This window comes from Limosilactobacillus fermentum (assembly GCF_013394085.1).
Taxonomy (GTDB): domain Bacteria; phylum Bacillota; class Bacilli; order Lactobacillales; family Lactobacillaceae; genus Limosilactobacillus; species Limosilactobacillus fermentum.
Genome location: NZ_CP040910.1, coordinates 1,466,538 through 1,479,533, shown reverse-complemented (window position 1 = coordinate 1,479,533; position 12,996 = coordinate 1,466,538). Strand labels below are relative to the sequence as shown.

The 12,996-nt window shown below is 53.7% G+C and carries 14 protein-coding genes; 7 read left to right on the top strand and 7 right to left on the bottom strand.

Going from position 1 to position 12,996, the window contains the following annotated elements:
• Positions 1 to 11: 11 nt before the first annotated feature.
• From FG166_RS07450 to FG166_RS07425, 6 genes are all read left to right on the top strand, one after another.
• Positions 12 to 1,757, top strand: coding sequence for a hypothetical protein (locus FG166_RS07450; protein WP_003684172.1), 1,746 nt, complete (start codon positions 12 to 14; stop codon positions 1,755 to 1,757).
• A gap of 27 nt (positions 1,758 to 1,784) precedes the next feature.
• Positions 1,785 to 2,717 carry a dTDP-glucose 4,6-dehydratase gene (rfbB, locus tag FG166_RS07445; protein WP_003684174.1) on the top strand — a complete coding sequence of 311 codons (933 nt, stop codon included), beginning with the start codon at positions 1,785 to 1,787 and terminating at the stop codon, positions 2,715 to 2,717.
• 109 nt (positions 2,718 to 2,826) lie between these two features.
• Positions 2,827 to 3,204, top strand: a complete 378-nt coding sequence (locus FG166_RS07440) for a GntR family transcriptional regulator (protein WP_003684176.1) — start codon at positions 2,827 to 2,829, stop codon at positions 3,202 to 3,204.
• Positions 3,191 to 4,051, top strand: a complete 861-nt coding sequence (locus FG166_RS07435) for an ABC transporter ATP-binding protein (protein WP_003684178.1) — start codon at positions 3,191 to 3,193, stop codon at positions 4,049 to 4,051. The genes FG166_RS07440 and FG166_RS07435 overlap by 14 nt, the downstream gene beginning before the upstream one ends.
• A 12-nt stretch (positions 4,052 to 4,063) precedes the next feature.
• A complete protein-coding gene (locus FG166_RS07430) occupies positions 4,064 to 4,762 on the top strand; it encodes a hypothetical protein (protein WP_003684180.1) in 699 nt (232 codons plus the stop codon).
• Positions 4,763 to 4,888: 126 nt separating this feature from the next.
• Positions 4,889 to 5,032: a hypothetical protein gene (locus tag FG166_RS07425; RefSeq protein ID WP_003684182.1), complete on the top strand. Its 144-nt coding sequence runs from the start codon at positions 4,889 to 4,891 to the stop codon at positions 5,030 to 5,032.
• Between the two features lie 307 nt (positions 5,033 to 5,339).
• On the opposite strand, the gene FG166_RS07420 is transcribed toward FG166_RS07425, so the two are convergent.
• From FG166_RS07420 to FG166_RS07405, 4 genes are all read right to left on the bottom strand, one after another.
• On the bottom strand, positions 5,340 to 6,581 hold the full coding sequence (locus FG166_RS07420; RefSeq protein ID WP_003684184.1) for a carboxylate--amine ligase: 1,242 nt from the start codon (positions 6,579 to 6,581) through the stop codon (positions 5,340 to 5,342).
• Between the two features lie 81 nt (positions 6,582 to 6,662).
• On the bottom strand, positions 6,663 to 7,547 hold the full coding sequence (locus tag FG166_RS07415; RefSeq protein ID WP_003684185.1) for a DMT family transporter: 885 nt from the start codon (positions 7,545 to 7,547) through the stop codon (positions 6,663 to 6,665).
• Positions 7,537 to 8,325: a pyrroline-5-carboxylate reductase gene (proC, locus tag FG166_RS07410; RefSeq protein ID WP_003684186.1), complete on the bottom strand. Its 789-nt coding sequence runs from the start codon at positions 8,323 to 8,325 to the stop codon at positions 7,537 to 7,539. Before proC ends, FG166_RS07415 begins: the two co-directional genes overlap by 11 nt.
• A gap of 10 nt (positions 8,326 to 8,335) precedes the next feature.
• Complete coding sequence (locus FG166_RS07405; protein WP_003684188.1) at positions 8,336 to 9,055, bottom strand: MucBP domain-containing protein; 720 nt, start codon at positions 9,053 to 9,055, stop codon at positions 8,336 to 8,338.
• Positions 9,056 to 9,210: 155 nt separating this feature from the next.
• Here FG166_RS07405 and FG166_RS07400 point away from each other — a divergent pair, with 155 nt between their 5' ends.
• Complete coding sequence (locus tag FG166_RS07400; RefSeq protein WP_003684189.1) at positions 9,211 to 9,804, top strand: ECF transporter S component; 594 nt, start codon at positions 9,211 to 9,213, stop codon at positions 9,802 to 9,804.
• Positions 9,805 to 10,090: 286 nt separating this feature from the next.
• Here FG166_RS07400 and FG166_RS07395 read toward each other — a convergent pair whose 3' ends face one another.
• The 3 genes from FG166_RS07395 to FG166_RS07385 form a co-directional block, all read right to left on the bottom strand.
• The gene (locus tag FG166_RS07395) at positions 10,091 to 11,518 is read right to left on the bottom strand and encodes a nicotinate phosphoribosyltransferase (protein ID WP_003684191.1); all 1,428 of its coding nucleotides are present in this window, start codon (positions 11,516 to 11,518) and stop codon (positions 10,091 to 10,093) included.
• The gene (locus FG166_RS07390) at positions 11,511 to 12,086 is read right to left on the bottom strand and encodes a cysteine hydrolase family protein (protein ID WP_003684192.1); all 576 of its coding nucleotides are present in this window, start codon (positions 12,084 to 12,086) and stop codon (positions 11,511 to 11,513) included. The genes FG166_RS07395 and FG166_RS07390 overlap by 8 nt, the downstream gene beginning before the upstream one ends.
• A 126-nt stretch (positions 12,087 to 12,212) precedes the next feature.
• A complete protein-coding gene (locus FG166_RS07385; protein ID WP_003684196.1) occupies positions 12,213 to 12,920 on the bottom strand; it encodes an NUDIX hydrolase in 708 nt (235 codons plus the stop codon).
• Positions 12,921 to 12,996 lie beyond the last annotated feature (76 nt).

Here is a 12,996-nt window from a genome sequence, read left to right as displayed (position 1 = left end):
GAACAGGGATAATGAAGAAAATAGAAAAGTACAAATACAGATCAGACCTCGTTGCCATATTTATATTTTTGGTTGTTACGTTTACTATGACGTACCCATTATGGCATTCCCACCAATTATTTATTGCTAACGACTGGTCCTTTCACGTATCTCGGGTCGAAGAAATTTATGATAATTTGAAGGATGGGCATTTATTTACTTACATTGCAACCCATACTTTTCAAAAAACAGGGGTCGCAAATTTTCTTTTTTATCCAACCATTTTCCTTTATCCTTGGGCATTGCTCCGCTTTATATTTAGTCCGGTAACTGCTTTTTATGGCTGGTACGCACTGATCAATTTTTGTACATTAGTGATTGCTTATCTTTGTGCTAAAAAAGTGTCAAATAGCAGTATCAAGGCGATTTTAGCGTCGCTCCTATACACTTTAATGCCTTACCATATGTTTGTCGGTACTGGTGTGTTTGGTGAATTCGTTGCAATGGCCTTTATCCCGATGGTTATTTTAGGAGGATATGAATTATTTTTTGCTGATGATCACCGGTGGCAACTGTTAGCAATTGGGTTAGCATTGGTAAGTTATTGTCATATTTTAAGTACACTATTATGTATAGAAATCTTATCAATTCTATTTATCATTTCACTCTTTGCCAAAAAATGGTCTAATATTGATCGAATAAAAGCACTTTTGAAGAGTGTAGTACTGACTATATCCTTAGTTGCTATGATGGTAGGTCCATTTGTGTCTGACTATATTGGACAAAAGATCTCCTCAACAAATTCAGAGATTAACTTTAATATGATCTTAAAGTTAAAGGACTTTATTTTCAGCTCTTTTAGTGGTAGTTATGGTCAAAACCTGGGCTTCGTGCTAGTAATTGCATTACTTACCGGATATATTTACTTTAACAATCGTTTCGTAATTACGGTCTGGTTATTAGGGAGTACATTGGCTCTCGTTACAACCGATTTTTTCCCTTGGGAAAAGCTTCAAAATATAGTTCCAGCTTTAGGGGTTATTCAGTTTCCTTACCGTTACTTAAGCTATGCGGGACTGTTTTTGGCCCTAATTGCTTCTGAGGCAATAGGTAGCTCAATACTGAAATTAGAAAAAAGAAAACAATTAGTTGCAATGGTTGCTGTTCTAGTTGTTGCAGCGGTTTATCCTTTGTCAGTTTTGCATACGAGGGATTGGCGAACGGACAGTAGCTTGGATACGATATCCGTTAAGGTTCAACAATCAGGTCCTCAAGGAACACCAGTTGCATACAAGGTTAACAATCAAACTTACAGTGAGATTTTTTCACATGGTGTTCTGTACGGTGAAGCAGACTACTTCCCTAAACAATCATGGGGAGGAAATTCGGCAGCTTACTACGGCATTGTTATCAATAACCCCAAGTTACGCTCGATTATTGATAGTTACGCATATATTGACGGTCAAAAGACTAAAATTAGTAAGAAGTCAGGCCCCAATAAACTTGAGATGAGTCTCAATGATGTAAAGGGAAAGAAGATTAACCTACCAGTGGTTGCGTACCGGAACACATACTTACAGGTAAATGGTAAGAATGTTAACTACCAAAAGAGTAGCCGTGGAACGGTTCAATTTACGTCTCAAAGTAAAAAGGTCAATATTGTAGTTGGCTTTAAGCCTTCTATGGTTATGATTATCGGTTATATTGTTTCATCGCTCGGTTGGCTGTTTGTGTTGTTAATGCTAATTCGAAGTTTACGTTCTAAGATTAAGCAGTAGATTTAGCCCAAAAAGGAGGCCCCACTCATGAATATATTAGTCACCGGTGGTGCCGGCTTCATCGGTAGCCACTTCTTGCGCTACCAGCTAAGTCACTACCCAGCTGATCGAGTGGTGAACCTCGATTGTCTGACCTACGCCGGCAACTTGGCGAACGTGGCGGATTTAGCTTCTAACCCCCGCTACCACTTTATCCAGGGTGATATCCGGGATGCCGCTACCGTTAGCGAAGTTCTTACCACGCACCAAATTGACGTGGTGGTTAACTTTGCGGCCGAGTCGCACGTCGATCGTTCAATTGAAGATCCGGCGCCCTTTGTTTCGACGAACGTAGTGGGGGTGCAGGTCCTCTTGGATGCCTGCCGGAGGGCGCGGGTCCGCCTAGTGCAGGTTTCGACCGATGAGGTGTACGGGTCAATTGCGGCAGGGCGGGCGGATGAAGAAGCGCCCCTCCAGCCGAGTTCTCCGTACGCGGCGACGAAGGCTTCCGCCGACCTGTTGGCAATGGCGGCCCACCACACCTTTGGCCAGGACGTCGTGATCACCCGGTCCGCTAATAACTACGGGCCCAATCAGCACCCGGAAAAGCTGGTGCCGATGATCATCACTAATGCCCGTCAGCAGCGACCGCTCACCATTCAAGGCACCGGCGATGACATCCGCGATTGGCTGTACGTGGTCGATAATTGCCAGGCCATTGACTTGGTAATGCGCAAGGGCGTGGCGGGGGAAGTCTATAACATTGGCGGCTTTGAACGCCGCACGGTGTTAGAAGTTGTGGCCAGCCTGCAAGCGTTGCTCGGCTTCCCCGCTTCCCAAGTGGTTCACGTGGCTGAGCGGCTCGGCCACGATCACCGCTACGCCGTCGATGATACCAAGTTACGCCGGGCGTTGGGCTGGCGGCCATCCACCAGCCTCGCCGCCGGTTTAACCAAGACCGTCAGGGCGTTGCAACATTAATCAAAAAGGTCCCTTACAAGGGGCCTTTTTTTGTTGACAGGGAACTTAGTTGGTTATATAGTTAGTTGCACAAGTAATTAACTAACTAAGTTGCCGAAAGGAGGGGCCCATGAACTTCGAATTTGATCAGGACAGCCCGCTGTACCAGCAGATTGCCAACCAATTGGCGGAGATGATCTTTACCGGCGTCTACCAGGCTGGCGACCAGGTGCCATCGACCACCCAACTGTCCGCCAGCTTGAACATCAACCCGGCGACGGTTTTGAAGGGTATGAATCAGCTGGTGGCCTTGGGCCTGTTAGAAAAGCGGCGCGGGCGGGGGATGTTTGTCACCCCGGGCGCCCAGGAACAACTGGCCACCAAGCACCGCGATGACTTCTACCGCAATTACGTGGTGGCGATGGTCGCCGAAGCCAAGAAGCTGGGCATCAAAGAGGAGCACTTACAGGAACTAATCAAACGGGGGTATCAAGATGACGGTCAATGAACTAATGATTAACCACGTCACCAAGCGTTACCGGCGCCACACGGTGATCGATGAAGTGAGTTTCAACCTGGCACCGGCCAAGATTTACGGCCTGCTGGGACGGAACGGGGCGGGGAAGAGCACCCTGTTAAACATCATCACCAACCGGATTTTCCCCACCAGCGGGATGGTGGCGATGGGGCCACAAAACGTTAATAACAACGATGAAGAGCTGGGGAAGATTTACCTGATGAGCGAATCCAACATGTACCCGAAGACGACCCGGGTGAAAAGAATGTTGGCCGATGCTGACCGCTTCTACGGCAAGTTTGACTTCGCTAACGCCCGCCGGATGCTGGGGCAGTTTGGGATCAACGAGAAGGCCCGCTTCTCCAACCTCTCAACCGGGCAAAAGACGGCCGTTAAGATCACAATTGCCCTAAACGTCAACGCTCAGTACGTTCTCCTGGACGAACCTACCTTAGGCCTAGACGTTAACTACCGGGAAACCTTTTACCGTGAGCTGTTGCGGACTTACAGCGAAAAGCCGCGGACCTTTGTCCTATCGACCCACTTGATCAGTGAGGTTCAACAGCTAGTCGAAGACGTTTTGATCCTCCACGAGGGGAAGATCATCGTCAACGAACCAGTGGAAGAATTGTTGGGCCGGGCCTTCCTGGTGTCGGGGCCGGCCCAGTTGGTGGACGAATACACCGCCGGGCAAACCACGGCCGACAGCCAAACGATCGGCAACCTGAAGGAAACGGCCGTGATTGGAGAGCTAGACGCCCTGCGTCCGATCCCCGACCAGGTGCAAATCAAGCACTTAGACCTGCAGCGGGCGTTCACCGCCCTAACTAACCACTAAGGGGGGAGTAACATGGAAAAGTTAAATAAGCAATACTTAAAGCAGCTGAGCCACTACAGCTGGCTAACCCTGATCGCCATTATCAGTATCCTCGGTGTCTCGGCGGTCTTCTACTTGCTAGCAATCCTCTTCAGTGGTCACATTGAGGTAGAGGCGGGCAGCATTAGCATAGATGGTGGAAACTTAGTTTCCATGCTGGCCTTTTTAAGCGACATGATGGTGTTGGTACTCGTTTTCTTCAGTATCTGCACCCCCTACCAGATCTTTAAAGAAGCAATTGCCAACGGGGTGTCGCGCTGGACGAACTGGCTGGCCCACCACCTGATGGTGATCACGGTCCTGGTGGTCGCCTGGTTGATGAACGCCCTGATCGAGTTGCTCCAAAGTGGCACCGTCACTTGGAGCCAGCAGTGGGCCATCATCATCTCGATGCTGATCGGGGTGACGACGGCCGGGGCCCTGGGGAACCTCTACGGGCTGATGAGCATGCGGTGGAAGATCATCCTAACGATTGCCCTGCTCGCCAGTTTTTTCGTCCTCTGCTGGTTGGCGGTGCGCCTGGTCTTGCTGGTCACCCCTGAGCGGGCGGTCATGATGATCCAATCAATTAACCACCCGATTGTTTGGAACGGCCTCGGCCTGATCTGGGTCGCCTTGATGGTCGGCATTGACTACCTGTGCGCCATGCACATGCAGCTGCGCAGGGACTAATACCGGTTATTGACCACGTTTTTGGTTTAACATTCAAAAAGACAATAAGAGCCTACGAGAAAAGCGTGTTTTCTCGCAGGCTCTTATGCTTTGTTAAAATGAAACTAAGGGAAAGGAGGGCTGCCGGTGGAACCAGAAAAGAAGCAGGATTCATTCTTGGCTTCCCCGGAAGCCTTGGCGGCTAAACAAGTGGTTGAAGCGGTGGAGACCGAAGTGATTGGGTCGCTAACAGATTTTAACTGGCTGAGTGACGAACTCGCTGCTAAGTAAATGAATATCTTCACCATTAACCGAGTATCTTGGTCATTTTGCCTTAAATGACCAAGATACTTTGCTTATGACTAAGATACGCAAAATCCCGGTGGGGGTCAATCGGAAGTTGATTGAGAGAGTGGGAAATAACCTACTCGGCAGGTCGTATGGCTAAGCTAGGACGAATGGTTGATGCGGTACGCATCGTTCTTCGTCCGTACTTAGACACTAGACCTGCGGTTATTTACCACGTTTTCTGTCTAACATTCGGGAATAAAAATAAGAGGCTGGGAAAACAGAGTTTTTCCCGGCCTCTTGTTGGCCCTTATTTCTTTTCGACGAAGAACTTGGCGAAGTTTTTAGCGTAGGAGCGGTTGATCCGCTTTTCCATGATCCAGCGCTTGAGGTTCATGTCCTCAGCGTAGTGGAAGGTCGTCCCCCACTTGCCGGCCTTTAAGAGTTGCTTAGCGACTTCCTTGGCCTCGTTTTCGCGGGCGTACTTGAGGAAGGTTTGCTTAGAAACTCCTAACCACAGTTGGTACTTGCTTTCGTCCTTGAAGGCCAGCACCGGTTCCTTATCCTTTAAGGTCTTGGTGATGTAGTCTTCAACCGGGTAGGACGGCAGGTTGTAGCCGTTTAAAGAAACGAAGTAGGAGCTGCGGCCCTGGCGCGGGTTCAAGTCAAAGACCTTGAACTTGTTATCGCGGTGGTCGAACTTGAGGTCGAAGTTGACGTAGCCGGTGAAGTCGACTTGTTCTAAGAACTGCTTGATGTCGTGGTAAATTTGCTCGTTATACTCGGGCAAGATCGCCACGTAATTGCCGACGTTGAGCGGGTTGCAATCCTCTAACAAGGGATTACCTAGCGCCATGAGTTTCACCTGGTGGTACTGGTCAACGTAACAGTTGATCGTGCGCATGTTGGAGTCATCGCCAGGAATGTATTCTTGGACAATCACGTCGCCCTTATACGGGCTGTGTTGGTAGATAATCTCGAGAACTTCGTGTAAGCGGGCCTGGTCGTTAATGATGTAGGCCTTTTCGTAACCTTCAAAGTTCCCCTTATGCCACTCGACGGCGTCGGCGGCCTTGAGGGCGATCGGGAAGCCAAACGGCGACTGGTAGTTTTGCCAGTCGGTGTCCGGCTTTAGAATCGAGGTCTTCGGGTACGGCAGTCCGTACTTTTCACAGGCCTCGTAGAAGGTTTCCTTGTCGGTTAAGTCGCTGACCGTTTCGTAGTCGGCGTAGGGCGTAACCATGTGGTCGACCAGTTGCTTGCGGTTTTTGGCCACTAGCTCGGTGTAATCGTCGCCACAAGAGATCAACAAAGGGGTGATCCCCTTTTCTTGGTATTGATCGGCGATATCGATGATCGTCTTGGTGAAGGTGCTAGCGTTCATCAAGTCCGGGACGTGGTGGAAATTGATGATTTTAGAATACTTGGTTGGTGCGAGGCTCCCCTGGGCGTAAACTTCGGACTGGACCCCGTAAGCCTTGTACAGCTCGCGGGCCATTCCGTACGCGTTAAAGTCGCTCCCCAGAATCAGTGGAACAAATTTTGCATCCACGATGGTTCCTCCTCTAAGTTAATTATTTGTAAGACACAAGGGACATTTTACCATTCTTTGCTAGTGAAGGGTAGCCCGCCGTCAGTGGCTGAAGCGGGAAAAGTTAATTTGCGAGATCAGGTTGGCCACGACCAAGAGACCGCCACCAATGATCAGCGACCAGGTCAGCCGGTCAAAGCCCAAGAGGACCGAAAAGAGGCTGGAAAACAGCGATTCGGTCATCATGATCATCCCGGCGGTCGTGGCGCTGGTCAAACGCTGGGCGTAAATCTGCAACAGCTGGGTCATCAGGGTCACTAATAAAGCGACGGTCAGTAACGGTGGCAGCGCCCTTCCCCATTCGATGCCGGGCCACTGGCTACGCTCGAATAAGACCGAGTAGCTCATCCCGCCAATGCCCTGCAACAAGCTGACCCAAAAGACCATCACCCAGGGCGAGACTTTGGTGGCCGCACCGCCGTAGTACAGGATCTGAATGGCGTAAAAGAAGGCCGCCACTAAGACGATTAGGTCGCCGAAGTGAAGGGTGAATCCGGTCTGGACCAACCGGGTTAAGATCACCATCCCGATGATGGCGACGCCGACCGCCCAGAAGTCCTGGCGGCGGGGCCGTTGGTGGCCCAGCCAAGCTAGGAAGGGGACCATGGCGACGTAGGTGGCGGTTAAAAAGGCGTTGTTGGCCGGGGTGGTGTAAAAGAGGCCGATCGTGCCACACTGAAAGGCGATGTAGTTGATGATTCCGGCGACGATGCCGACGTGAACGTCGTGGGCGCTCATGTGGCGCAACTTTTTAAAAAAGATTAGGCCGACGAAGCTGGCGGCGATCAAGCCCCGCCAGCCGTTGATCATTCCGGCCGGCATCTGGGCGTTAGTGACCATCTTCATCAAGACGTAGGAGCTCCCCCAGATCGCGGCGACGACCCAGAGGATCGTGTTACCGACCAGGCGCGGGTGCTTAATCGACATAGTGGCCCCCGGAAGCCTGGTCGACGGCCTCAATCAAGCCGGCCCGGAAGCCGTGCTGTTCGAGGGCGTCAATCCCGCGGATCGTGGTGCCACCCGGCGAGGCGACTTGGTCGCGCAAGAGGGCCGGGGCCAGGCCGGTCTCCAGGGCTAGTTTCCCGGTCCCGGCGACCATGGCGGCGATGACTTGGTAGGCGACTTGGCGGTTGAGCCCGTGCTTGACCGCCCCGTCGGACAGGGCGTCCATCATCACGTCGACAAAGGCCGGACCGCAACCGCCGATCACGCCCACGACGTCAAGGTCTGCTTCCTTAACTTCAATCACCGTGCCCAGGCTGCCCAAGACCTCCTTAATCAGGGTGCCGGCCGGTTCAACCATCTCTTGCGGTAGGGCGAGGCCGATCGCCCCGGCGTTAACGGCGACCGGGGTGTTGGGGATCATGGTGGCCAGCGGGCGGTCACCGAGGACCGCTTGTAGCTGCTCTTGGGTGATCCCGGCGGCGGCCGAAACCACCGGGGTGGTGGTTGGTAGGTTCGCCAGCGACCGGGCGGTGGCGACGGTCAAGGGCGCCGGGGTGGTGAGGATAACCAAGCCCGGGGCTAAGTTGACCAAGGCGGCCGGATCGTTAACCACCGTCATCTCCAGGTCCTCGGCCAGCTGAGTGACCCGCGGGTTAACCGGGTTTAACCCCAGTAATTGGTATTGTTTAGTGTTATATAGCCCCTTGGCGATCGCGCCCCCCATGGCGCCTACGCCGACAATTGCGATTTTTTCTGTCATCTTCTTCTCCTTAATCTTCTTCCAGTTTTAAGTAGGAACCGTTGATGTAGCCGTGATCGACGGCCTCGTACCAAACGACCCCGTTATCATCCATAATTTTACCAGTCAGGATCAGTTTCTGACCGTCAGCCACCTGACCGATTTCCGTTCCGTAGGCCTGGTCGTAAACGGCGACCTTACCGTTGGGCACAAAGTCGACCGTCGCCGGCAAGTGGTTCAACTTGAGGTAGGTGAAGTCGCTCTCCAGGTTGGCCCGGACCGGCGACGGCTCATCGGCGTAAGGGTCGTGGGCCAACACCCGCAGATGGTCGCCCTCCTTAACCCAGCGGTCGGCGTTAATCTGGTACCAGAGGACGTGGTTGGTGGTTTCGATTAGCTGGAAGGCCCGCAAAAATAGCCCGGCCGGCATGGGTGATTCCACCGGCATCCCGTCCACTTGGTCGAAGAGGGTGGTCGGGGCCATCGTTTGTAAGTACAGGTTCACGTCTTTGATCTTGTGCCAAGTTTGCTTCCGGTAGTACAAGTGGACCGTCTTTTGGCGGTCGTCAAAGGTGCCGGTCAAAGGACCAGTCGCCTTAAAGAATTTATAGCGCGGGATGTCCAATTGGTGCACCACATACTGTTCGCCCGCCATGCCCTTTAAGAGGGTTGGCACGCGCAGGTTGATACCGGTATCAACGTCGGTGTAGTAAACCCAAATTGGATTGCCGGTCCGAAAATTTACGCCCATAATTTTTCACCCCATCAGTTTTTCGTTTTTCACCAAGTATACCGCAATAAAGCGCATAAAGTCGCCTGATCGCCCGGAAAAGAGCCCGCAAAGTTAGGAACTGTGGTAAAATATTAAAGATTATTTAACTGAGAATGGTATAGAGGAGAAATGGAATGCAAAATCGTCAACAGATTCAGCGCTTGACCACGCAGGCCCTGCTGATTGTGATCATCGTCTTACAAGACCTGATCCCGATGATTGGAAACCTCCCGCTCGGTCCCTTATCGATTACCACCTTACCGATTACCGTCGGGGTGGTGGCCGTTGTCTGGGGGCCGCGGGAAGGGATGGTTGTCGGCGGTGTCTGGGGCCTGTTGACCTGGGTGCGGGCCTTTGTTTACCCGTCCAGCCCGCTAGCGCCGTTGATTTTCACTAACCCGCTCATTTCGTTTGTGCCCCGGCTCTTAATCGGGCTGGTGGCCGGCTGGGTCTTTATCGGCCTCAAAAAGGTGGTCTCACCAAGTTTGGCGGCCTGCTTTGCCGGGCTAATGGGCTCGGTCACCAACACCGTTTTGGTGCTCGGCGGTATTTACCTGTTCGCTAACACCCCGGCGGTGGCGAGTGCCTATCACGCCACCACCAGCAACCTGGCGACCGCCCTGCTAGCGGTGGTAACCACTAACGGCCTGGTTGAAATGCTGGTCACCGCCCTGGTGGTCCCGGCGATCGCCCTGCCGGTCGTGCACGCGTTAAAAAAGGATCAATAAATAAAAAATGCTGGAGGGAATTCATTTCCTTCCAGCTTTTTTAGTTAGCGTGGTGGCCAAGGGAGACACGACAAATCTAAAATTGGGCGCAAAAAAGAGTGCTCCTCAATCTATCAAACAGGCCTAGCTTAGTCATACGGTTTGTCGAGGAGGTTGGTCCGCACTTTCCCATAACGTGCTCCCCAACCGCAGGCCTAGTGGCTAAGTCTGGCCGAAGAACGGTGCTGGCGCACCAACCGTTCGCCCTAGCTTAGCCATACGGCCTATCGAGGAGGTTGGATCGCACTCACTGCTGGTGCTCCTTCATTAACTCCTGTTGCAAGGCGGCCAACTTAGGGGAGATGTAGACCGGGTAAGCGTCCGGGTTGACCAAGCGCTTGGTGGCGGCCGGTAACTGGGCTAATTGTTTCTGGGTTCGTTCCTGGATCGCCAGCACGTCGGTTTCCACCGGTTGGGCGTCCTTACTAACCACCGGGACTTGCAGCGGCTGGGCCACAAAGTCGGTTAGGGTGAGTTGGCTGAATGTGGAGAGCGGGTCGACGTTGGTGACCGTTAGCGGGGCGGTGAGTTCTTCGTCGGCCAGGGTAATCACGTCGGCGAAGGCGGTTTTGGAATGGGGGTGGAAGAGGCGGTAGGTCTGTTTCTTACCCGGCAGGGTGATCTTGGACCGTGAGTTGGAGAGTTTGATCTTGGGCTGCCACCGGCCGTTTTCGGTCAGGGCGGCCATTTTATAAACCCCGCTTAGCACTGGAGCCGAACCGCTGGTGATCAACTTGTCGCCAACCCCGAAGTTATCTAAGGGCGCTCCTTGTTCAAGCAAGGAGGAGATGACGCCTTCGTCTAGCGAATTGGAGGCGGTGATCTTAGCGTTCGGGAAGCCGGCTTGGTCGAGCAGTTGGCGGGCGGCCGTAGCAAGTTGGGCGATGTCACCGGAGTCAATCCGGATCCCGACGGGCTGGTGGCCAGTGGCTTGCAGCTCCTTGAAGACCGTGATGGCGTTGGGGATCCCGGACTTTAAGACGTCGTAGGTGTCGACCAACAGCGAGGCGCTGTCCGGGTAGACCTTGGCCCAGGACCGAAAGGCGGTCAGTTCGTCGTTAAAGGACTGGACCCAGGCGTGGGCCATCGTGCCGGCAACCGGTAGTTGGAAGAGCTGGCCGGCCAAGACGTTGGAGGTGCTAGCACAGCCCCCGATCACGGCGGCCCGGGCGCCATAGGTAGCGGCGTCGGGACCCTGGGCACGGCGGGCACCGAATTCCATCACCGGACGGCCCGCCGCTGCCGCCACGATCCGCCGCGCCTTGGTGGCGATCAGGGACTGGTGGTTTAAGATGTTGAGCAGCCAGGTTTCGATCAGCTGGCACTGGATCAGGGGGGCGCAAACGGTCAACAGCGGTTCGCGGGCAAAGACCGGGGTCCCCTCCGGCATGGCGCTGACGGTCCCGGTAAAGTGGAAGTGGGCCAGGTAGTCAAGAAAGTCTGGTTGGTAGAGGCCCAGTGACTGGAGGTAGGCCAGGTCAGCGGCGGTAAAGTGCAGGTCCTTGAGTTGATCGACGACCTGGGCCAGCCCGGCGGCGATCACGAAGCTGCCGTCGTCGGGAACGGTCCGGAAAAAGACGTCAAAGACCGCCCAGCGATCATCGGGCAGGGTGGCCAGGTAACCGTTGGCCATCGAAAATTCGTAGAGGTCGGTTAACAGGGCGTGGTTATTCATTTGGTTCACCCCCCAAAAGGACTTCGGCGCCTAAAACGGTTTGAAAATGTTGGAGCGCCCATTCTTGGCCGGTGGGAGTCAGGGCGGCAACGGCATCCTGGTAGACCGTTAGTTTGTAGCCCCGGTTGTAGGCGTCGACGGCGGTGTGGAGGATGCAGATGTCGGTACAGACCCCGGTTAGGGCGAGGTGACGGATGCCGCGCTCCTGCAAGAAGAGTTGGAGACGGGTGCCGCAAAAGGCCGAGTAACGGGTCTTATCGAGCAGCACAACGTGGTCGTTAGCCTGGTGGGCTTGGTACCATTCCTTAAGCGGGCCGTAGAACTGGCGCCCCCAGGTATTGCGTTGGTTGTGGGGTGGGAAGAGCTTGCTCTCCGGGTGGTAGGGGTCGTGTGGCTGGTGGACGTCGGTCGGCAAGATGACCCACTGACCGGCTTTGAGGGCCCGGTCAGCCAGGCTAACGATGGTGGTAGCGATTTGCTGGGCCGGTTGGCCACAGGTCAGGGCGCCACGCTCGTCAACGAAGTCGTTAGTGTAATCGATAATCAAAAGGGCAGTTGGTGACTGCATGCTGAAAACCTCCTTGGTGAGGGTGTTGCGTGATTAAAGTAAAAAATACCTAAACATGAGTAAAAATAAAAGTAGGAATGACTTTTATTCCTTGCAGTCAATCCTACTCCTTTGCTGGGGACTTGGCTAGCCCCGGAGCCGATATATTTTGGGCGGACGGCCGCTTTGCTTGGGGGTGGCGGTGCCGCACTCTTCAAACAGGTGGGCGTGGGTCTTGCGGAAGTTGGAATTATCAATCGCCGCCGGGGTGGTTTTCAAAAAGGTGGCGTAAACGTTGCGGGCCTCCTTTAAGGTGAACTGCTGACCCAGGATCCTCAAGACGGTCGGTTGGTAATCGAGCTTATTTTGGATCCGGGTCAGGGCGGTGGCGATGATTTGATCGTGGTCAAAGGCCAGTGCCGGACGATTTAAAATAAAGGTGCGGCGCCCATTTTGCAAGGTGTCTTGCTCGGCGGTCCGCTGGAGGGTAAACCAAGCGACCTCGCTGGCCCCGTAGCCCGGGGTCAAAGCGGGCATCGAGGGTAAAAAGGTCATGTAAGCCAGGGCCAGGGCCCGCTCGCCGGGGACGCGGTCGGGGGCGGTGAAGGTGGCCAACTGTTCGGTGGCCGCCAGGCTCAGCTCCAGGCCAATCTTATCCTTGATCAGGCGGATTGCGGCGTCATCAGCGCTTTCGTGGCGCCGTAATAAGGTTTCAGGCAGGGCCCAGGAGTCGGCAAACGGTTCTTGGTCGCGGCGGACCAAGAGGAGCTGGACCGTCTGGCTGGTGGCGTCAAAGGACCAGATCAGGTTGGTGACCGTGATTAGCGGCCGGGTGAGGAGTTGTTCGTCGCTCACGAAATCATTCCCTTCGGAGAGTGGGAAATAACCTCCTTGGCAGGTCGTATGACTAAGCTGAGCCGAACGGTTGATG

Bases quoted from the DNA above. Each gene is read 5' to 3' on its own strand.
- FG166_RS07450 (WP_003684172.1), top strand. From the start codon at position 12: ATGAAGAAAATAGAAAAGTACAAATACAGATCAGACCTCGTTGCCATA.
- FG166_RS07430 (WP_003684180.1), top strand. From the start codon at position 4,064: ATGGAAAAGTTAAATAAGCAATACTTAAAGCAGCTGAGCCACTACAGC.
- FG166_RS07390 (WP_003684192.1), bottom strand. From the start codon at position 12,086: ATGCAGTCACCAACTGCCCTTTTGATTATCGATTACACTAACGACTTC.
- FG166_RS07435 (WP_003684178.1), top strand. From the start codon at position 3,191: ATGACGGTCAATGAACTAATGATTAACCACGTCACCAAGCGTTACCGG.
- FG166_RS07400 (WP_003684189.1), top strand. From the start codon at position 9,211: ATGCAAAATCGTCAACAGATTCAGCGCTTGACCACGCAGGCCCTGCTG.
- FG166_RS07395 (WP_003684191.1), bottom strand. From the start codon at position 11,518: ATGAATAACCACGCCCTGTTAACCGACCTCTACGAATTTTCGATGGCC.
- FG166_RS07440 (WP_003684176.1), top strand. From the start codon at position 2,827: ATGAACTTCGAATTTGATCAGGACAGCCCGCTGTACCAGCAGATTGCC.
- FG166_RS07405 (WP_003684188.1), bottom strand. From the start codon at position 9,055: ATGGGCGTAAATTTTCGGACCGGCAATCCAATTTGGGTTTACTACACC.
- rfbB (WP_003684174.1), top strand. From the start codon at position 1,785: ATGAATATATTAGTCACCGGTGGTGCCGGCTTCATCGGTAGCCACTTC.
- FG166_RS07415 (WP_003684185.1), bottom strand. From the start codon at position 7,547: ATGTCGATTAAGCACCCGCGCCTGGTCGGTAACACGATCCTCTGGGTC.
- proC (WP_003684186.1), bottom strand. From the start codon at position 8,325: ATGACAGAAAAAATCGCAATTGTCGGCGTAGGCGCCATGGGGGGCGCG.